At 59.6% G+C, this 17,010-nt stretch carries 20 protein-coding genes and 1 pseudogene; 12 read left to right on the top strand and 9 right to left on the bottom strand.

Annotated features, from left to right (window positions below; translation table 11 throughout):
* Positions 1 to 154 precede the first annotated feature (154 nt).
* Positions 155 to 835: an alpha/beta hydrolase gene (locus tag GSQ93_RS27710; RefSeq protein WP_158938849.1), complete on the top strand. Its 681-nt coding sequence runs from the start codon at positions 155 to 157 to the stop codon at positions 833 to 835.
* Between the two features lie 66 nt (positions 836 to 901).
* On the opposite strand, the pseudogene GSQ93_RS38345 reads toward GSQ93_RS27710, so the two are convergent.
* From GSQ93_RS38345 to GSQ93_RS27690, 4 genes and pseudogenes are all read right to left on the bottom strand, one after another.
* Positions 902 to 1,027, bottom strand: a pseudogene (locus GSQ93_RS38345) (GlxA family transcriptional regulator); the annotation flags it as partial.
* A 43-nt stretch (positions 1,028 to 1,070) separates the two neighbouring features.
* Positions 1,071 to 2,207, bottom strand: coding sequence for a Gfo/Idh/MocA family protein (locus GSQ93_RS27700; protein ID WP_254074094.1), 1,137 nt, complete (start codon positions 2,205 to 2,207; stop codon positions 1,071 to 1,073).
* 187 nt (positions 2,208 to 2,394) lie between these two features.
* On the bottom strand, positions 2,395 to 4,317 hold the full coding sequence (locus GSQ93_RS27695) for a PAS domain-containing sensor histidine kinase (protein ID WP_158938848.1): 1,923 nt from the start codon (positions 4,315 to 4,317) through the stop codon (positions 2,395 to 2,397).
* Positions 4,318 to 4,738: 421 nt separating this feature from the next.
* A complete protein-coding gene (locus GSQ93_RS27690; protein ID WP_158938847.1) occupies positions 4,739 to 5,047 on the bottom strand; it encodes a putative quinol monooxygenase in 309 nt (102 codons plus the stop codon).
* Between the two features lie 354 nt (positions 5,048 to 5,401).
* Here GSQ93_RS27690 and GSQ93_RS27685 point away from each other — a divergent pair, with 354 nt between their 5' ends.
* The 5 genes from GSQ93_RS27685 to GSQ93_RS27665 all read left to right on the top strand — a co-directional run bounded on the left by GSQ93_RS27685 (position 5,402) and on the right by GSQ93_RS27665 (position 10,248).
* The gene (locus GSQ93_RS27685) at positions 5,402 to 6,145 is read left to right on the top strand and encodes a DUF3348 domain-containing protein (protein ID WP_158938846.1); all 744 of its coding nucleotides are present in this window, start codon (positions 5,402 to 5,404) and stop codon (positions 6,143 to 6,145) included.
* Between the two features lie 10 nt (positions 6,146 to 6,155).
* Positions 6,156 to 8,522, top strand: coding sequence for a DUF802 domain-containing protein (locus tag GSQ93_RS27680; RefSeq protein ID WP_158938845.1), 2,367 nt, complete (start codon positions 6,156 to 6,158; stop codon positions 8,520 to 8,522).
* Complete coding sequence (locus GSQ93_RS27675) at positions 8,519 to 9,166, top strand: OmpA family protein (protein ID WP_158938844.1); 648 nt, start codon at positions 8,519 to 8,521, stop codon at positions 9,164 to 9,166. The genes GSQ93_RS27680 and GSQ93_RS27675 overlap by 4 nt, the downstream gene beginning before the upstream one ends.
* The gene (locus GSQ93_RS27670; RefSeq protein ID WP_158938843.1) at positions 9,159 to 9,812 is read left to right on the top strand and encodes a DUF2894 domain-containing protein; all 654 of its coding nucleotides are present in this window, start codon (positions 9,159 to 9,161) and stop codon (positions 9,810 to 9,812) included. Before GSQ93_RS27675 ends, GSQ93_RS27670 begins: the two co-directional genes overlap by 8 nt.
* Before the next feature lie 223 nt (positions 9,813 to 10,035).
* On the top strand, positions 10,036 to 10,248 hold the full coding sequence (locus GSQ93_RS27665) for a hypothetical protein (RefSeq protein WP_158938842.1): 213 nt from the start codon (positions 10,036 to 10,038) through the stop codon (positions 10,246 to 10,248).
* On the opposite strand, the gene GSQ93_RS27660 is transcribed toward GSQ93_RS27665, so the two are convergent.
* Positions 10,245 to 10,811: a TetR/AcrR family transcriptional regulator gene (locus GSQ93_RS27660; RefSeq protein ID WP_158938841.1), complete on the bottom strand. Its 567-nt coding sequence runs from the start codon at positions 10,809 to 10,811 to the stop codon at positions 10,245 to 10,247. The genes GSQ93_RS27665 and GSQ93_RS27660 overlap by 4 nt on opposite strands.
* A 190-nt stretch (positions 10,812 to 11,001) precedes the next feature.
* Here GSQ93_RS27660 and GSQ93_RS27655 point away from each other — a divergent pair, with 190 nt between their 5' ends.
* Complete coding sequence (locus tag GSQ93_RS27655; RefSeq protein ID WP_158938840.1) at positions 11,002 to 11,670, top strand: glutathione S-transferase family protein; 669 nt, start codon at positions 11,002 to 11,004, stop codon at positions 11,668 to 11,670.
* Positions 11,671 to 11,956: 286 nt separating this feature from the next.
* On the opposite strand, the gene GSQ93_RS27650 is transcribed toward GSQ93_RS27655, so the two are convergent.
* A complete protein-coding gene (locus GSQ93_RS27650; RefSeq protein ID WP_254074107.1) occupies positions 11,957 to 12,358 on the bottom strand; it encodes a GFA family protein in 402 nt (133 codons plus the stop codon).
* A 502-nt stretch (positions 12,359 to 12,860) separates the two neighbouring features.
* Between GSQ93_RS27650 and GSQ93_RS27645 the strand changes: the two genes are divergently transcribed.
* On the top strand, positions 12,861 to 13,199 hold the full coding sequence (locus GSQ93_RS27645) for a hypothetical protein (RefSeq protein ID WP_254074093.1): 339 nt from the start codon (positions 12,861 to 12,863) through the stop codon (positions 13,197 to 13,199).
* A gap of 80 nt (positions 13,200 to 13,279) precedes the next feature.
* Here the strand turns inward: GSQ93_RS27645 and GSQ93_RS38340 are convergent, their stop codons facing one another.
* From GSQ93_RS38340 to GSQ93_RS27635, 3 genes are read right to left on the bottom strand one after another with little or no spacing between them, the layout of a single operon-like run.
* Entirely contained in the window at positions 13,280 to 13,375 is a 96-nt protein-coding gene (locus tag GSQ93_RS38340) for a hypothetical protein (protein ID WP_254074106.1), read from the bottom strand.
* 22 nt (positions 13,376 to 13,397) lie between these two features.
* Positions 13,398 to 13,613 (bottom strand): SRPBCC domain-containing protein, encoded by a 216-nt coding sequence (locus tag GSQ93_RS38335; RefSeq protein ID WP_254074092.1) that lies wholly within the window; start codon positions 13,611 to 13,613, stop codon positions 13,398 to 13,400.
* A gap of 5 nt (positions 13,614 to 13,618) precedes the next feature.
* A complete protein-coding gene (locus GSQ93_RS27635; RefSeq protein ID WP_158938838.1) occupies positions 13,619 to 14,041 on the bottom strand; it encodes a helix-turn-helix transcriptional regulator in 423 nt (140 codons plus the stop codon).
* A gap of 289 nt (positions 14,042 to 14,330) precedes the next feature.
* On the opposite strand from GSQ93_RS27635, the gene GSQ93_RS27630 reads away from it, so the two are divergent.
* From GSQ93_RS27630 to GSQ93_RS27615, 4 genes are all read left to right on the top strand, one after another.
* A complete protein-coding gene (locus tag GSQ93_RS27630; protein ID WP_158938837.1) occupies positions 14,331 to 14,657 on the top strand; it encodes a carboxymuconolactone decarboxylase family protein in 327 nt (108 codons plus the stop codon).
* A 67-nt stretch (positions 14,658 to 14,724) separates the two neighbouring features.
* Entirely contained in the window at positions 14,725 to 15,729 is a 1,005-nt protein-coding gene (locus GSQ93_RS27625; protein ID WP_158938836.1) for an aldo/keto reductase, read from the top strand.
* 183 nt (positions 15,730 to 15,912) lie between these two features.
* Complete coding sequence (locus GSQ93_RS27620; RefSeq protein ID WP_158938835.1) at positions 15,913 to 16,374, top strand: MarR family winged helix-turn-helix transcriptional regulator; 462 nt, start codon at positions 15,913 to 15,915, stop codon at positions 16,372 to 16,374.
* A 107-nt stretch (positions 16,375 to 16,481) separates the two neighbouring features.
* The gene (locus GSQ93_RS27615) at positions 16,482 to 16,994 is read left to right on the top strand and encodes a nuclear transport factor 2 family protein (protein WP_158938834.1); all 513 of its coding nucleotides are present in this window, start codon (positions 16,482 to 16,484) and stop codon (positions 16,992 to 16,994) included.
* Positions 16,995 to 17,010 lie beyond the last annotated feature (16 nt).

The following is a 17,010-nucleotide window of genomic DNA, read 5'->3' as shown; positions in this document are numbered from 1 at the left end:
ATCCTTGAGACGGGTCGCTTTCTGCTGGTGAAATAGCACAATGGCCGAAAAGGTGGGATCTTTGCCCTCACGATCGGGACCGTCAAACTGACAATGCACCTTCGTCATCCCGACATACACCGCGACAGCAGTCGCACGCGACAGGACAACAATCATGGCGAAGACAACCAATATTCTTTTCGTTCACGGCGCCTGGGCCAATTCCTCGGCTTGGGAGAAAGTCTTGCCGCTCATCGACGCTGCCGGTCTCATGGGTACGGCGGTGTCGCTCTCGCTGGCATCGCTGACCGAAGACGTGGCGACAGTGAAGCGCGCGATTGCGCTGATAGACGGTCCGTTACTGCTGGTGGGTCATTCGTACGGCGGCGCGGTGATTACCGAAGCGGGATCCGATCCGAAGGTAGCGGGTCTCGTCTATGTCGCGGCATTCGCTCCGGATGTTGGCGAGTCGGCTGCATCGCTCGGCGCCGGTGGGCCACCCACTCGTTTGCTTGAGGTCGTCCGCCCTGATGAGCATCATTTTTTCAAACTCACGCGTGAAGGGGTCGATGAAGTATTTGCCCAGGATCTGACGGCAGCCGAGCGCGCGTTGATCTTTGCGACGCAAAATCCGCTGGCGGGCGCGGCGCTCGGCGGCGAAGTCACTGCGCCGGCCTGGAAGGAAAAGCCCAGCTGGTATTTGCTCGCCAGCGAGGATCACACCATCCATCCGGAACTCCAGAAGAAGATGGCTGCACGGATCGACGCAACGACTGTGACCGTCGCGGCAAGTCATGTGGCGATGCTCTCTCAACCGGATGCGGTCGCGAAACTGATCGTGCAAGCTGCGGGCTGAACATCGAGGCGGCGGATGATGGAGAAGAAAGCCTTCCTTGTCCGCTGCTCGATAGCACCTATGCGATCAGGCAGTGGAAAATTCCACCCTCGCATTGTTTCGTATGACCTGTGGGGGATGGCCAAAGGCGCGCACAAACGCGCGGCGCATCCGTTCGGAGTCCGCAAAGCCGGTCTCTGTCGCGACCACGTCGGCCGGACTGCCAGCTCATCGACCGGCGTGCTGGGTGCTGGGCTTAACCGGGCGTGCTGAAGGAAAGCGGGACGCGCTTGCCGGAACGATCCGATTCCACGATCTGTTCGATCAATTCATGCATGCGGATCGCATCCACGAAAGTGGGCGCGAGCGTCGAACCACTCTTTACGTCACGTGCATGGGCGGCATACAGGTTCGCCAACTCAACAACGCTTGCCCCAAGTTCTCCCGGCGGCAGCCAATCATATTCCGCCGGAATAGCCAGCGCGGATAGCGGTTGTGCATCCCCTCGGGCGATTTCGATACGGTTGAAGGTATCGCCGAAGCTGGTGGTATTCGATATTTTCAGGTCGCCCTTGCTGCCGGTGATATCGATCTGCATACCGAAGTTATTGCGCTTTCCCGCTTCCAGATGAACGCTCAGAACGGCGCCATTGGCGAAGGTCCCTGCCAGCACGACCTGATCCGGGCTCGAGTGGGGTAGCGTTTCACCGGTTTCCACCAGCGTTATTTCCTTGAACTGATTGACGGTCAGCGCCGACAAGCTCAGCGGATAGCCGACCATCGTCGAAAACAAGGCGTCCAGGAAATGGCCGCCATAGATCGACAGAAGGCTGGAAAAATTCGCTTCGGGAATGGTGTAGTAAAGCGACGCTGGCCGTTCACGCTGGAAGTACTCGACGCTCACGTGCAGGCGTACCGAACGTATTTCGCCGATCTCGCCCTGGTCCAGCAAATCGCGTACATAGCGGTAGCCCGGATTGAGACGCCGTTGCAGACCGACGATGGTACGCACGCCCGCTTTGTCGGCCAACGCGAGCAATTCGTTAGATAGCACAGTGCTTGGCGTCAGAGGCCATTCGCAGTAGACGTCCTTTCCGGCCTCGATGGCAGCACGGACGCCCTCTTCATGCTGAAACGCAGGCGTCAGCACGAGCACCAGATCGACCTCGGGGTGCGACACGAGTTCCTGCAGCGTAGCTGCCGCGTATTTGAATCCATGACGCGCGACCAGCGATGCCGCCTTTTCCTGGCTGCGGCTGTAGACCGCCGTCAGTTCGTAGTCCGGCAGCAGTTTCAGCGAAGGAAGGTGCCCGTATTCCGACCAATGGCCCAAGCCGATAACACCCACCCTGATCTTGCCCGAGCCCTTAGCTGCGGTCGCGATGCTGTTCAAGAGAGTTCTCCAATGTAAAGCTGCGGGGAACTCCACGCAGCGACTTGGGGATAGTACGGCTCAGGGGAATGAAGATAAATGGCTTTGGATTCCGATCATTTCGGACATCTGAGTCCGCTGTCAGGACAAGCGTGAGAGCTCGCGCCCCACGCTAAAGCTTGCTCGATCTGGATTTGCAGATCCCAGTCTAGGCTACCGCTTTTATCGCCTTTACAAGTTCAGCCAAGCGATAAGGCTTGTTGACGAAGGCAAAATCCTCAAGACGCCCGTACCGCTCGTGTAATGCGGGAATCGGATATCCGGAGGCCACGATCACCTTGAGATCGGGACGAAGCTCGCGCGCTGAACGCGCCAGTTGAATACCGCTCATGCCCTTCGGCATGACGACGTCGGTGAACAGCAGGTCGATGTCGGTCCGCCGCTCCAGGATGCCCATCGCTTCGACACCGTTGGTTGCCGTTGCGACCTCGTAGCCTATGCTGCGAAAAAGCTCCCCCGCCGCGTCCAGCACGTCCGGCTCATCTTCCACGATAAGAACCGTATCCAGACCCTCGTCGGCCGGGGAAATCCTCTCATCCGGCACACCTTCAACCACGGGCAAATACATGCTGATGGTCGTGCCGGCGCCCTCTTCGCTGTCGATCACAACGTCACCGCCGGACTGCGCGATAAATCCATAGACCTGGCTTAAACCCAGTCCTGTGCCCTTGCCCACCTCCTTGGTCGTGAAGAATGGCTCGAACGCGCGTGCAGCAACCGCCGGCGGCATGCCCGAGCCGGTATCGGCAACGGAGATCCGGACGTAAGCACCCGGCGTCAGACTCGCGACCTCCACAGCACCCAACTCGACGTTCTCGACGGCGACGATCAGTTTCCCGCCATCGGGCATGGCATCGCGGGCATTGACGACCAGGTTCAGCAGCGCCGCCTCGAATCGGGCGGCATCAAGCAAAACGGTCCTGGCGTGGTGGGCCAGCCGTATGTCCATCTCGATAGCGGAATTTCCGGCGCGGCGCAGCACGGGTTCGAAGCTGCTGATCACTGCGTTCAGGTCATACTTTTCAACCATGAGCGGTTGCTGACGGGCAAACGAAAGCAGTTGCTGGGTCATGAGCGCACCGCGCTCGACCGCACGCCGCATGGCGTCCAGCACCTTGGTATCGGCGTAATTCTGCGCGCGCGTGTTCAGCACATCCACGCTGCTTGAGATAACCGCCAGCAGGTTATTGAAGTCGTGGGCAATGCCCCCGGTAAGCTGGCCAATCGCTTCCATCTTCTGCGATTGGAACAGCTCCGCATTGGCTCGCTCAAGCGCCTCCGCTGCCTGCTTTCGTTCTGTGATATCTCGCGTGACTTTGGCGAATCCCAGCAATTTTCCCGCTTCGTCACGGATCGCATCGACAACGACGTGTGCCCAGAATCGTGTCCCGTCCTTACGAACACGCCAGCTTTCCCGTTCAAACCGGCCTTCGGTTGCCGCCGTTGCCAGCGTCTGGGCAGGCATGTCTTTAGCACGGTCTTCGTCAGTGTAGAAGACCGCGAAATTCGAACCGACGATTTCCTCTTGCTTGTAGCCCTTGATGCGTTCTGCGCCCGCGTTCCAGTTCGTGATGACACCCGTCGGGGAGATCATGTAGATCGCATAGTCTGTCACGCTCTGAACAAGCAGACGGAACCTGTCCTCACTTTCGCGCAGCGCGTCTTGGGTCGCTTTGCGTTCGGTAATGTCGCGTGTGATCTTGGCAAAACCGATCAGCTCACCTGAGGGAGCGCGGATCGGATCAACCACGACACTGGCCCAGAAGCGCGTGCCATCTCTTCGCACCCGCCAGCCTTCATCTTCGAACTTTCCTTGTTCGCGGGCGGTTTGTAATGCCCGGGTCGGCTTGCCTGAGCGCCGATCCTCCTCGGTGTAGAAAACCGAAAAATGCTGTCCGATGATCTCGTGGGCGGCATAACCTTTGAACAGTTCCGCCCCGGCGTTCCAGCTATTGACAATCCCCTCGGGGTTCAGCATGTAGATGGCGTAATCCCTGATGCTCGTCACGAGCAATTCAAAGCGTTTTTCTTCGCTCACCCCGCACAACCCCGTGCCGTTTTCGGTTTTCATTTTTCGGACTTCCACGAATCGCCATTGAGTTGTGGTCTAAGCGGGATGCATCGCGCCACGTGATGTTTGTTCACTAATGATAGTACTGAACGGAAGGGCTACTGCGCTTTAGGGCGGTGATTCAGGGCATGCCTTGAGGCGATTCATTTCTGAGTTCCTGTCATTGCGATGGCTAGTGCTCGAAAATGACGCGTATCGGCAGCTGATGAGCGATGCGAAAAGGAAGAAACGCGTCCAATTATCTGGCCTGTGTCGCGTAGGCATCGGCTAACAAGGAAACTCCATGCCTCGGCTTTCTGGCAGCGAGGCTGCCCTTGCATGAGGACGCATTAAAACCATGCGTAGACCGCGAAGCATCAGGCACAGTCTGGCGCGTCTCGTGATGCCGGGTTTTCCCGGCTAGCCAATACGAGTTGCCGCCTTAGCAGACTTGCAGCACATTGATGACGCGGCTAGCGAGCAGCGGCTTGGTGTTGCGCCCATATTCAGCCATATGCGCAGAGGCGCCATGCGCCTTCAACGCTTCGGCGCTTTCCCAGCGTTCGATCACGGCAAATGTGTCATTGCCGAGCGGTGTCTGAATCGGCCCGAAGTCCGGTACGTCGACCACCGCTTCATAGCTGATGCATCCATTTTCCGCCAGTACCGCTGGACGGTTCTTGCTGAATAGCTCAAGGACTGCGTCGCGCGAACCCGGTAATGCAGTGATAGTGGCAATAACGTGAATCATCCGGACATTCTCCTTTTGGTGGTTCGGCATGGATTGCCGCTAACAATCATAGCCGTGTCAGGGAACGTATGCTGCCAGCGCATTGCATCGCAGTTAAGGGGCACGAATTGGAGGCGCGCCACGCGATAGCCCCTTTTTCCCTCCCGGGTCCGTCGCTGTTCTCGGCTGACATTTATTGAAAGGGTTCTAGCGCCCATTACAGACAATCCGATGGCCGGGAATATGCGCAAATTCCGGCATTGTGAGTGGCTTGTCGAACACCCTGAAATTCTACCCTCGCGCGCCCAACGATCAAGAGATGGCGGCCACCACCCCGTCCGCGTGTAAACTAGCGAACTTTTTGACTCTGGTGGTATGGTGCAAGCCCCTCAGCGTACAGCTCTCAGCGGCCCGACGCTCATTCGCCTATTGGCTCGCCTCGCGGATGTCGATGTTACCGAATCCAGGCAGCCGCTCTCGGACAGGCTGAGCCAATGGGTCCACTGGACAGACGCCATCGCGTTGTCCACGGCGCTCAACGGCAGTCCGCCGGCTGTACCCTCCGGCACGCAAGCCTCCGTCAGCCCTGAGGAGACCGAGTGCGCCCGCGTGCGCAGCACGTTGGTGAATGCGATCGTCGGCGGGAGCGTTTCTGCCACCGCTAAGCGCCACGGGTCTGCTCAACCACCCTCTCATGGAGCCTCGATGAACGCTGCGATCGACTATCCGGCCTTTCGTCAGATCTATACGTCCATGCAGCAGACGATGGAGACGGGCATCGGCAATCTGCGTAGCCGGCTGCGGGCAAAACTGGCCGCCAGGACGCCCGACCTGTGCCGGCTCGCCGAGGTGGATGCCGTCATGGAGCGTGCGCTGAGCCCACGCGAGCGGAGTCTGCTGGCCACCGTGCCTGCATTGCTTGGCGGACACTTCGAGCGCTTGCGCCAAGCCGAGCGGGAGACGCTCGACGCCGCCCAGGCGCCGGAGGACGCCGCAATGGTCGCGCCGGGCGCGTGGCTGAACGTGTTCCGCAAAGATATGCAGAGCGTGTTGCTGGCCGAACTGGATCTTCGTTTTCAACCGGTCGAAGGGTTGCTCGCGGCCCTTCGTACCCGCTAACTGGGACGCTATGTCCAGATATCTGAATCTTGTCGTTTTTTTAGTAGGTCTGGCCGCTGTGTGCTGGATCGGCGCCGGCTACGTCGGCTCGAACGTGCTGGCGCTGGCTGTCACCCTGCTCGTGGGCGCCTGCTATCTGGCGGGCGCGCTCGAGTTGCGACGCTACAGCCAAGCCACGTCCACCCTGGCGCGTGCCGTAGTGGACCTGTCCGGACCTCCGCCCGGACTGAGCGCATGGCTTGACCGGTTGCATCCCAGCCTGCGCAATGCGGTGCGCCTGCGCATCGAGGGCGAGCGCGTGGCTTTGCCCGGCCCGGCGCTTGCGCCCTATCTGGTCGGCTTGCTCGTGTTGCTGGGCATGCTGGGCACGCTCCTGGGCATGGTGGCGACCCTGAGAGGGACGGGCATGGCGCTGGAAAGCGCGACGGACCTGCAGGCTATCCGCGATTCGCTGGCCGCGCCGGTCCAGGGGCTGGGATTTGCGTTCGGCACCTCGATTGCAGGCGTGGCCACATCCGCCACGCTCGGGCTGCTTTCCGCACTGTGCCGGCGCGAACGGATCGAAGCCGGGCAGATGCTCGATGTGAAGATCGCAACTACATTGCGTATCTACTCGCAGACCCATCAGCGCGAGGAAAGCTTCAAGCTCCTGCAGCGGCAGGCCGAGGGAATGCCTCAACTGGTCGATCGGCTGCAGATGATGATGGCGACCATCGAACAACAGAACCTCGCCATTAACGCGCGGCAGATTGCGAGCCAGGAAACCTTCCATGGCAAGGCGGAGGCAACCTACGCCCGCCTCGCTTCCTCGGTGGAGCGGTCGTTGAAGGAGAGCATTGCTGACAGCACGCGTGCCGCTGGCGCGGCGCTGCAGCCGGTCATGGAGGCAACGATGGCGGGTCTTGCGCGCGAGACAGCATCCTTGCACGCTACCGTCACGCATGCCGTGCAACGCCAGTTGGACGGACTGTCGAGCGGCTTCGAGGCGAGCACCACCACCGTAGCCGGTATCTGGAACCAGGCGCTGGAGGCACACCAGCGATCGAGCGAGGCGCTGGTCCAGCAGCTAAGCAACTCGCTGGATCGATTCACCGAAACCTTCGATCACCGTTCGGCCGGCCTGCTGGAAGGCGTCGCCGCGCGCCTGGACGCGACGGCCGGCAGTGTGTCCGCGGCGTGGAACGAAGCGCTGTCGCGGCAAGAGCGCGCTGGCGAGAAGCTGGCGAGTCACAACCAGCAGGCCTTGTCCGAGGCCGCAGCGACCTTCGCACAGCATTCGGCGTTGCTGCTGAGCGCCGTGGGCCAGTCGCAAGCGGACTTGCAGGGCGAATTGGCGTCGCGGGACGAGCAACGGCTCGCGGTCTGGACCGAGACGCTCGGTTCGATGGCCGCTACGCTGAGCCGCGAGTGGGAGCAGGCAGGCACGCGCACCGCGAGCCGGCAGCAGGAGATGTGCGACACGCTGGCGCAAACCGCTCGCGATATCTCCGCTCAGACGCAGGCGCACGCCAGCAATACGATCGCGGAAATCGACCGGCTTGTGCACGCTGCGGCGGAAGCGCCCAAGGCTGCGGCGAACCTGCAGGCGGAATTGGCATCGCGGGATCAGGAGCGACTGGCGGCCTGGACCGAGACGCTTGGTTCGATGGCCGCTACGCTGAGCCGCGAGTGGGAGCAGGCAGGCACGCGCACCGCGAGCCGGCAGCAGGAGATTTGCAACGCGCTGGAGCAGACTGCGCGCGAACTATCGGCCCAGACGCAGGCGCATACCAGCAGCACGATTTCCGAAATCGAACGGCTCGTGCAAGCGGCATCGGAAGCCCCCAAGGCCGCCGCCGAAGTCGTTGCCGAACTGCGCCAGAAGCTTTCCGACAGCATGGTCCGCGACACCGCGATGCTGGAGGAGCGCAGCCGTCTGCTGGCAACGCTGGAGACCTTGCTCGATGCCGTGAACCATGCGTCCACCGAGCAGCGCTCAGCCGTTGACGCGCTGGTCACGACATCGGCGGGTCTGCTGGAGCGTGTGGGCACCCAGTTCGCCGATAAGGTCGAATCCGAAACCGGCAAGCTCGGCGCCGTTGCCGCGCAGGTCACCGGGAGCGCGGTCGAAGTGGCGAGCTTGGGCGAAGCGTTCGGCATGGCCGTGCAGTTGTTCGGCGATTCGAACGAAAAACTGGTGACGCATCTCCAGCGTATTGAAGTCGCGCTGGACAAGTCACTCGCCCGCAGCGACGAACAGCTTGCCTATTACGTGGCGCAGGCTCGGGAAGTCATCGACCTGAGCATGATGTCGCAGAAGCAGATTGTCGAAGACCTGCAACAACTCGCCGGACGGCGTGCGTCTGCTGGAGCTAGCGCGGGAGCCACGGTCGCATGAGCGAGGACATCGACGGCGGCGTGGAGACGGTCGCGCCTGTATGGCCCGCCTTCGCCGACTTGATGTCGGTGCTGCTGGGCGCGTTCATGCTGATCATGATTGGCGTCATCGGCGTGCAACTGGAGCTGTCGTCCAAGCTTGAACAAGAGGTCAAGCAGCGGCAGATGGAAACGCAGCGCCGCAAGACTTTGGAGCAGGCGCTGGCCGGGCCGCTGGCAGCCGGCCGGGTGACGCTGGTCAACGGGCGTATTGGCATCAACGGCAGCGTGTTGTTCGCACTCAACTCCGATCAATTGCAGCCCGAAGGCCGGGACGTATTGAAGAGCCTGGCCGGGCCATTGACCGCTTATCTCCAGGCGAACGATCAGATCCTGATGGTGAGCGGTTTTACCGATGACCGGCAGTTGCGGGAGAGTAACCGTCGCTTTGCCGACAACTGGGAGCTGTCGGCCCAGCGCGCGTTGACGGTAACGCGTGCGTTGATCGAATCGGGCGTCCCCTCTTCCTCGGTGTTCGCGGCCGCGTTCGGCTCGCAGCAGCCCGTGAGCTCGAATGCCGACAACGAGGGACGGGCGAAGAACCGGCGTGTGGAAATAGCCCCTGTTCCGAGGCCGTCGAGCGCAACGGTGAAGCCCGGTGAATAGCGACGTGAGCAGTGTTCGTTCGACGCTCGATGTATGGCGCGAGCGCGGCGCTGATCGGCTGGATCCCATTCGATTTCATTTTATTGAAGCGCTGGATCGGCGAGCGGCCAGCCACAGCGGCGAGGCGCGACGCATTCTGGATGACAGGCTGTCCAAGCTGATCGAGGCTTATGCCACCGATTACGCCGAGGATCTTGAGAACACCGCGTCCCGGCCTGTTGATGCCGGCGAGCCTGTTCGCGGTGCGCTTGCCGGGCTGGTCGAGTACATGAGCCTCTGCGCGCCGGTGGATAGCGACGGCCCCGCAGCGGGTCACGCCTTGCCCCGCCCCTCCTCCTATCCAGACATGGAGGTGCTTGATTACTTCAGGAAAACCTGGACCCAGGTCAGTACCGAGAGGCAGTTTCGGCAGTCGCTTGCGCAAGTGCCCGGGAATGCCGGTCCGCTCAACTCAAGCAGCCTCGTGCATCGTTCGCTTGCGCTGATGCGCGAGTTGTCGCCAGGATATTTGCAGCAGTTCTTGTCGTACATCGACGCCTTGTCGTGGATGGAGCAAATGAACGGCGGCGGCACCTTGCCGGATAAAGATGCGCCTCGCTCCGCAAGCCCCCGGAAAAGTACGGGCGGCAAACCACGCAAGCGATAGCGTCACGGGCGTCACGGGCGTCACGGGCGTCACGGGCGTCACGTAAGTGACGGGCGTCCCGCTTGCCTTCCCACTTGACTCAGTCAGATCAGTCTTTCCTGCGCCACGGTTTTAATAAACCCTTCCAACACCGGACCGCTCGTCAACCATGCGGCCGAAGCAGCCCTCGCCGGGGCTGCGAACGTCGACGAAAACGTGGAACGCGCCATGACATCCGAGGACTTTGCTTTTTACATCCTACAAGCCGGGCGCCTATGCGTTCATCGGTAACGGCGACGGCTCGGCACGCTTGCCGGGACAAGCGAGCGGTGTCTGTCAGTTGCACAGCGCAAGCTATGACTTCAACGACGCGCTGATACCTCTCGGCACGTCGTACTGGGTTGCGCTGGCGCACGCCTATCTTGGAGGCCCAGGTAGTCAAACGTCACCCGGCTAAGGAATCAACCCGGCCGCCCGGTACACCGTTACCGCGCGATCGAACATGGCGATGTCGCCCCGCCCTCTTGCCACGAGTTGAGCACCCTCCATTGCGGCGAAGATCGCAAGCGCCTGGTGCTGAATTGCGTCCTTCCCTGCTTTCAATTTTCGAAGCGACAGGACTTCAGTCAACCACTTGACGTTTACCTTGATGAATCGGTCCACTTCTGCTCGCACTTCCACGGGCAAGTCGTCGTATTCGGCGGACATGAGTCCAACAAGACACATCCGATTGTCATTGAGCAACGCCGCCCGAAAGATGCCCGTGTAACCGGTTATGCATTTGTGAGCATCTTTGGAGGTGGCAAGCAATGTGTCGAGTGCCGCGCTTCCGTCTTCTGTGTAGCGTTGCGCCAGGGCGGCGCCAAGATCGCCCTTGGTGGGAAAGTGGTGGTGGATGCTCGCGCTGGACACACCCACCTCCTTTCCGATTTCACGAAAGCTGAGTGCGTTGTAGCCGTGCGCCTGCACCATGAGTTTCGCCACACTCATGATTCGTTCTTTGGTGTCTGTGGTGGTCATCAGGGAAGCCTTGGAATACCAAAAGCGTGTTGTTGACAGGAAAGAAGTTACTTCAATTATATCTCTACCGATAGATAAGCACAATCGTTCGACTTAACTTATCGGTAGATAGGTATTGACATCGCGATCTTCGCGCTCCATGCTTCGCTTCACGCTTAACCTATCGATAGATAACCCAAAGGAAACGATCATGAAAATCTACGACACGCCTGGCTTCCCGAATCCGGCTCGCATTCGCATTGTCCTCGCTGAGAAAGGACTGGATTCCCAAGTCGAATTTGTGAAGGTGGATCTGTTTGCGGCCGAGCACAAGCAGAGCGCATTTCTCGCCATCAATCCGGCGGGAACTGTCCCGGTTCTCGAACTCGACGATGGCACGTTCATCTCCGAAAGTGTCGCGATTACCGAATATCTCGACAACCTGGATGGAAAGCCCACGCTCACCGGCAAGACACCGAAGGAAAAGGCCGTCATCCACATGATGCAGAAACGGGCTGACGATCAGCTCATTGATGCCATTGGCATTTATTTCCACCACGCAACGCCTGGACTGGGCGCTCGCCTGGAAGCCTACAAGAGCCCCGAATGGGCGCACAGGAAGGAATGGGGCGAGCGGCACCTCGACAAGTTCGTACGCGGCATGAAGTACTTCAACGAGGTTCTTAACGCACACCCCTACGTGGCTGGCGATGATTTCTCGATGGCTGATATCACCGCCTATGCCGCGCTCATGCACGCCGGCGCCGCGGGCGTTGCGATTCCAGACGATTGTTCGGCGTTGTCTGCGTGGCAGGCGAAGATATCGGAGAGGCCGAGTGTGAAGAATCGAAGCGGGCAAGTGATGGAACTGCCGGCCTGACACAGGCAATCCCCCTTGCGTACCCGGGGCGTTGCTATCACGCTCGTTCCCCGGCGCCCCTCACCGTCTTACGAAACCACGGTAGAACGAGACATGAAATGTCGTTCGCGGGTCGAGTGCGTCACTATGAATCCATGTCGTTCATAAAAAGACGTGCTGGGTTTACGCGAAGAACACGCAACTGGATCGGCTTTCCGCTGGCATCGGCGCGCACGATGATCTGTTGCAATAACGGGCGTAGCGAGAGTCAAGGAACCGGGCAGCCTCGACTATAGACTTGGCCGCGCTAGCCAAATTCATCATGCTGCGGTAACTGGTCCGTGATGAAATACCACGGCGCTTTGGACCCAACAAAAATGTGCGCGGTTGGGCGAATAGCCGGCGTGTCACTGAGCGTGCCTAACGTGACGTGAACGAACTCACCCTCACGAACCACCGAAAACATAAGGCTCCCACAAGCCTTGCAATGGACATCGTGGGCTGCGTTCTCGTCACCGAAGATCAGCAGGTCGCATTGCCCTTTCGTGATGCTCAACTTGTTGCGCTCTATCCCCGCGAACGGCTTGAACGCTGAGCCCGTCGCGCGCCGGCAGTTTGAACAATGACAGTTCAATGCATAGACGAACTCATCTTTCACTGCGTAATGGACTGCGCCGCAAAGGCATCTGCCTGCAAGCAACGAATTCACGTTTGTCTCTATGAAAGAAGTCGCGCTAAGGAACGGGATATCGAATTCTGATTGGTTGAATGGCACTAACTTTTTTCGCTCACACTCGAGAACGTTAGCGCCACCAGTCATTTTAGAGCCTTTTCGCAATGATATAGAGAGCTCACCGATCCGGCACACCAGTGGCTGCGCCAGCATCTTTTAGCCACCGCCGAGCAGCGCACGGTCGTGCAGTAACGAAAGATCCCGGTCAAGGCGCATAACGTGAGGAACGTCAGGCTGGAGTTACGGGAACTCGGACCGGCGAGGAGCGACGTTCGAATGGAGAATGAAAGCGCCGGTCGATTCCCGCGATTAGATCGACATCGACCTTCGCCGGTGGCATGCAGTTGCATTTCGCCAGCATGAGCCAGAGGCGTTCTGCTCAGGGCGCTCTGCCTGTGACACAATCGTTGCATGTCGGCTTGCTCATCGCTTTCTTACGATTGGCACTACCCGACGCGTGTCAAAAAGAAAACCCCGGATGCCGCTCGTCTTTTACGCATTCGGCAGCCCCTCACCTCGCTGCGCCATGCCAGAAAATAAACAGAAATCTGAACCCGACACCCCGTCGAACCCGGAGCGGATCAGCGTCGCCCCGCGCAAACCGAGGCGCTGGCAACCGTCCCGTGCGCTCCGCAGCATTCTGATGGTGATCGTCGGTTTTATCGCCTTCGTTATTGTCTCGGGCATTGTTCTGTACAAGCCGATCATGTACGGCGACATGATCGAAAACTTCGGCATCGTCATGATGCTGACCGTTCCGGTGATTGCGGCCGTCGCTTTCCGCGTGGGTCTCGATTCCTGGCTGGATGCGGAATAGTTCGGGTCGCCAACCCTTCCCTCATGCCGGTTCGTCCGCCTCCATCAATTTCATGTTTGCATCCTCCTGTCCTGAAGTGATCAGCCAAACTGCCGTGAAAGTTCATCGAGGACATGGTTCCAGCCACCCTCGTGATCTTTGCGTGCCGCTTCATCCGCGAACTGCTCATGTTTCAGCGCGAGTAACGTACGCTCGCCGTCATCCTCGCCGCGCAGCGTGAACGTGATGTGATTCCCGCTCCGGTGTGCTGCGCCACGCCCATGTGTAGACGAGTTTTTCGTCTGGAACGACCTCCTGGAAGACGCCGCTGACGTCGTGCTCCTCGCCCTCAGGCGTGCGCATGATGATCCGGAAGCGTCCGCCGACTCGCAGGTCCATCTCCGCGTGAATCACGTCGTTATTGTGGGGATGCATCCACTTTACGATTTGCGACGGCTCCGTCCAGGCGGCGAAGATTTTGGCGGGCTTTGCGTTGATGCGGCGCTGGAGCGTGAGACTGGGTTGGGCGGACACGGGTCTTCCTCCACAAAGGCAGCAAGGCGATCAAGGGTATCGGTCCAGAAGCGCTGGTAGCGGTTGAGCCATTCCATTGCTTCCTCCATCGGTCCGGCGGCGAGACGGCAAGCGACCGTGCGGCCCGTCTTGGCGCGCGTGATCAGACCGGCGTCCGACAACACATCCAGATGCTTCATCACGGCCGGCAACGACATCGCGAACGGCTGCGCGAGTTCGCTGACGGACAGGTCTGCACTCGCGGACAGACGTGCAAGGAGCGCACGGCGCGTTGGGTCGGCCAACGCGGCGAAAGTGCGGTCCCATGGGTTTTCCTGAAACTTAACCATGAAGTTGCCTATAGAGATTCACGGCGCGATGTAAAGCCGCTCCCGAAGGTTTTTTCGGGTCGTGGAGGCAGTTGCGGTGGCTTCAAACAGAGGGGGGTCAGCGTCGATCGCGTGGTTCAAATCTTCCACGAGCCATTCATGAATCTCGCTCATATGAGCTTGCCGATTCCACCGTCTAGTCACATGGCGGCACAGCCGGTAAATTTAGCGCTGCAGGCAATCGAACCGGCATAGGCGAGAAGTGCCCGTACGATAAACCGTGGCCCATGCATAGAGTCGGAGATGAACGATGACCAATGAACCCACCGCTGCACGCAAGGCGTTCGGCGACCTAGCGCCTGCACTCGCGGATTATTCCGACAAGGTCTTGTTCGGTGACGTCTGGGAGCGCCCAGGCCTTTCTCCGCGTGATCGTAGCCTGATCACGGTCGCCAGCCTCGTCGCTCTCTATTGCACCAACGAGCTTCCGTTTCACATCGGCCGAGCGTTGGACAACGGAGTGACTCGCGACGAAATGATCGAGCTGATCACTCACCTTGCTTTCTACTCGGGCTGGCCGACGGCAATGACCGCGCTGACGATTGCAAGGCAGGTCTTCGATAGTCGCGCGGCTTAACCGCTCGAATCAAGCATTTCGTTACGCTTTCTTTCTTAGCAGGCTTGGCCTGAATGGAGCATACAGAATGGACTATCGGTACCTGGGCCGCAGCGCCCTCAAGGTCTCGCCCTTGTGTCTGGGCGCGATGATGTTCGGCGGCGAAACTGACGAGGCAACGTCAAAGCGCATCGTCGCCAAGGCGTTCGATCAAGGCGTTAATTTCATCGATACCGCTGACGTTTATCACGCGGGCCGTTCGGAAGAAATCGTTGGACGAGCTATCGCCGATCGTCGGGACAACTGGGTGGTCGCTACCAAGTTCGGCTATCCGACCACGCAAGGTCCCAACGAACAGGGGCAGTCGCGCAAGTGGATCATCCAGTCTGTTGAAGCGAGCCTGAAGCGTCTGGACACGGACTACATCGACATCCTCTACTTTCACCGGGCGCTCGTTGACGCACCGCTGGAAGAAGGCGTGCGCGCGATTGGCGATCTGATCCGCCAGGGAAAGATTCGTTACTTCGGCTTGTCCAATTTCCGTGGCTGGCGCATTGCCGAAATCGCGCGTCTTGCCGACCAGATGGGAATTGACCGACCCGTCGCGAGCGAACCGCTCTATAACATTGTCGACCGCACTGCGGAAGTTGAACAACTGCCGGCGGCGGCTCACTACGGTCTCGGTGTGGTCCCGTACAGCCCGCTCGCGCGTGGCGTCCTTAGCGGCAAATATGCGGTGGATGCCCCGCCGCCGGCCGACTCGCGCGCAGGCCGCGGCGACAAGCGAATCCAGCAGACCGAGTGGCGCCCGGAATCGCTCAAGATCGCACAGACTATCGCCGATCATGCGGCGAAGCGTGGAACGACTTCCATTGCTTTCGCTCTTGCATGGGTACTCAAGAACCGCATTGTCAGCAGCGCCATCGCGGGTCCGCGCACCGAAGCGCAGTGGGACAGCTACGTGGAAGCACTTAAACTGCAACTCGGACCCGAGGACGAAAAGCTTGTCGATAGCCTCGTTGCACCGGGACATGCGTCGACACCTGGCTACACCGATCCCGGATACCCGATCGAAGGTCGACGAGTCGTTTGAAGTAATGGCCTAATTCGCTTGAGCTTCCTACGCCAGCTTGCATCCCCTTGCGGCAAGCTGTCGTAACCGGCAACGCAGCCTATGCAGGCAAAGTCACCACCAACCCGCCCGCGCCGATCCGCTTGACAATAGTCTTATATGCCCATAATAATGCCGACAAATATTCCTGTCGTTTGATCCAACATGACTACATCTCGCTTGCCAATCAACCCGGGCATCTGTAACAACACGGCTCTGCGCAAAGCCGCGCGGCGCCTCACCCGTTTCTACGATGCCTGCATGGCAGACACCGGTTTGCGTGCCACGCAATACGCCATCCTGAACCTGCTTGCCAGCCGAGGGCCTACTACCATGGCCGCGCTTGCAGACCTGTTGTCGATGGATCGCGCAACCATGGGGCACAACCTGCGTCCGCTGGAACGCGACGGACTGGTCATCATTCAAATTGGTCGCGAAGACCGCCGCGAGCGCGAAGTGGTCTTGTCCAGCGTGGGCTTGAATATCGAGGCGCGGAGCAAACCCTCATGGCTCAAGGCGCAAGCAAGCTTTGAAAAGGAATTCGGCAAGCAAGACGCGTTGGCAATGCGGCGAATGATGGCTCGAGTCACGCATCTCGAACTCGACCCCGAAGAAGCCACTTCCTGATTTTTACAAGCGTAGTATCTGACACCCTCACCCCATGGCATGCAGCGAGAAAATCCCGCTCTCTCGCTGCAAAAAAATTCCTGATACGGGCATATAAGGCTATTTCCATGAACATACAGCGCAATCGGAAAACCCTCGCTTCATTCATCGCCACCGTGATCCTTGGCGCTGCCCATCTATCGGCCCACGCTGCTGCGCCGCATGAATTCACTGACAAGGACAGGCAAGAGGTCAAGGACGTTTTCCTGCGTCAGGCGGCGGCCGCCACTGCCCACGACATAGTGGCGTTCGAAAGCGTATTCGCATCGGCGCCGGCGGGTCAGCCCGACCCCGTCGTGTTGATCGCTCGCCCGTACCGGTTCTGGGGAAAGCCGGAACTCCTCGCGCACTTCAAGGAAACATTCAAAGGCGTGTGGAAGTTCGATCCGGACGTCGATAGCATAAAGATCATCCCGCTGACCGCGGATGTTGCCCAGCTGTATGCGGAGACGCAGATCACGGGCGGCCCCTTGGACGTGGCGGCCAAGCCCGCCCCCTACCTCGTGTATGAGGTTGCTGTGCGGACAGCCGAAGGCTGGCGCATTGCGGCGATCGTGCCTCAGGCTGCACAGCCGAAGTGAACGCCGTTTTTTGACC

The organism is Burkholderia sp. S171 (genome assembly GCF_009766085.1).
In the GTDB taxonomy this organism is placed as follows: Bacteria; Pseudomonadota; Gammaproteobacteria; order Burkholderiales; family Burkholderiaceae; genus Caballeronia.
The sequence above is the reverse complement of the archived record's forward strand: the minus strand, read 5'-3'. Positions and strand labels throughout refer to the sequence as shown.

Excerpts from the sequence above, each read along its gene's own strand:
- GSQ93_RS27675 (WP_158938844.1), top strand. The coding sequence starts at position 8,519 with ATGAGCGAGGACATCGACGGCGGCGTGGAGACGGTCGCGCCTGTATGG.
- GSQ93_RS27635 (WP_158938838.1), bottom strand. The coding sequence starts at position 14,041 with ATGGTTAAGTTTCAGGAAAACCCATGGGACCGCACTTTCGCCGCGTTG.
- GSQ93_RS27685 (WP_158938846.1), top strand. The coding sequence starts at position 5,402 with ATGGTGCAAGCCCCTCAGCGTACAGCTCTCAGCGGCCCGACGCTCATT.
- GSQ93_RS27690 (WP_158938847.1), bottom strand. The coding sequence starts at position 5,047 with ATGATTCACGTTATTGCCACTATCACTGCATTACCGGGTTCGCGCGAC.
- GSQ93_RS27710 (WP_158938849.1), top strand. The coding sequence starts at position 155 with ATGGCGAAGACAACCAATATTCTTTTCGTTCACGGCGCCTGGGCCAAT.
- GSQ93_RS27655 (WP_158938840.1), top strand. The coding sequence starts at position 11,002 with ATGAAAATCTACGACACGCCTGGCTTCCCGAATCCGGCTCGCATTCGC.
- GSQ93_RS27620 (WP_158938835.1), top strand. The coding sequence starts at position 15,913 with ATGACTACATCTCGCTTGCCAATCAACCCGGGCATCTGTAACAACACG.
- GSQ93_RS27660 (WP_158938841.1), bottom strand. The coding sequence starts at position 10,811 with ATGACCACCACAGACACCAAAGAACGAATCATGAGTGTGGCGAAACTC.
- GSQ93_RS27680 (WP_158938845.1), top strand. The coding sequence starts at position 6,156 with ATGTCCAGATATCTGAATCTTGTCGTTTTTTTAGTAGGTCTGGCCGCT.
- GSQ93_RS27645 (WP_254074093.1), top strand. The coding sequence starts at position 12,861 with ATGCCGCTCGTCTTTTACGCATTCGGCAGCCCCTCACCTCGCTGCGCC.
- GSQ93_RS27615 (WP_158938834.1), top strand. The coding sequence starts at position 16,482 with ATGAACATACAGCGCAATCGGAAAACCCTCGCTTCATTCATCGCCACC.
- GSQ93_RS27695 (WP_158938848.1), bottom strand. The coding sequence starts at position 4,317 with ATGAAAACCGAAAACGGCACGGGGTTGTGCGGGGTGAGCGAAGAAAAA.
- GSQ93_RS27625 (WP_158938836.1), top strand. The coding sequence starts at position 14,725 with ATGGACTATCGGTACCTGGGCCGCAGCGCCCTCAAGGTCTCGCCCTTG.
- GSQ93_RS38335 (WP_254074092.1), bottom strand. The coding sequence starts at position 13,613 with ATGCATCCCCACAATAACGACGTGATTCACGCGGAGATGGACCTGCGA.
- GSQ93_RS27630 (WP_158938837.1), top strand. The coding sequence starts at position 14,331 with ATGACCAATGAACCCACCGCTGCACGCAAGGCGTTCGGCGACCTAGCG.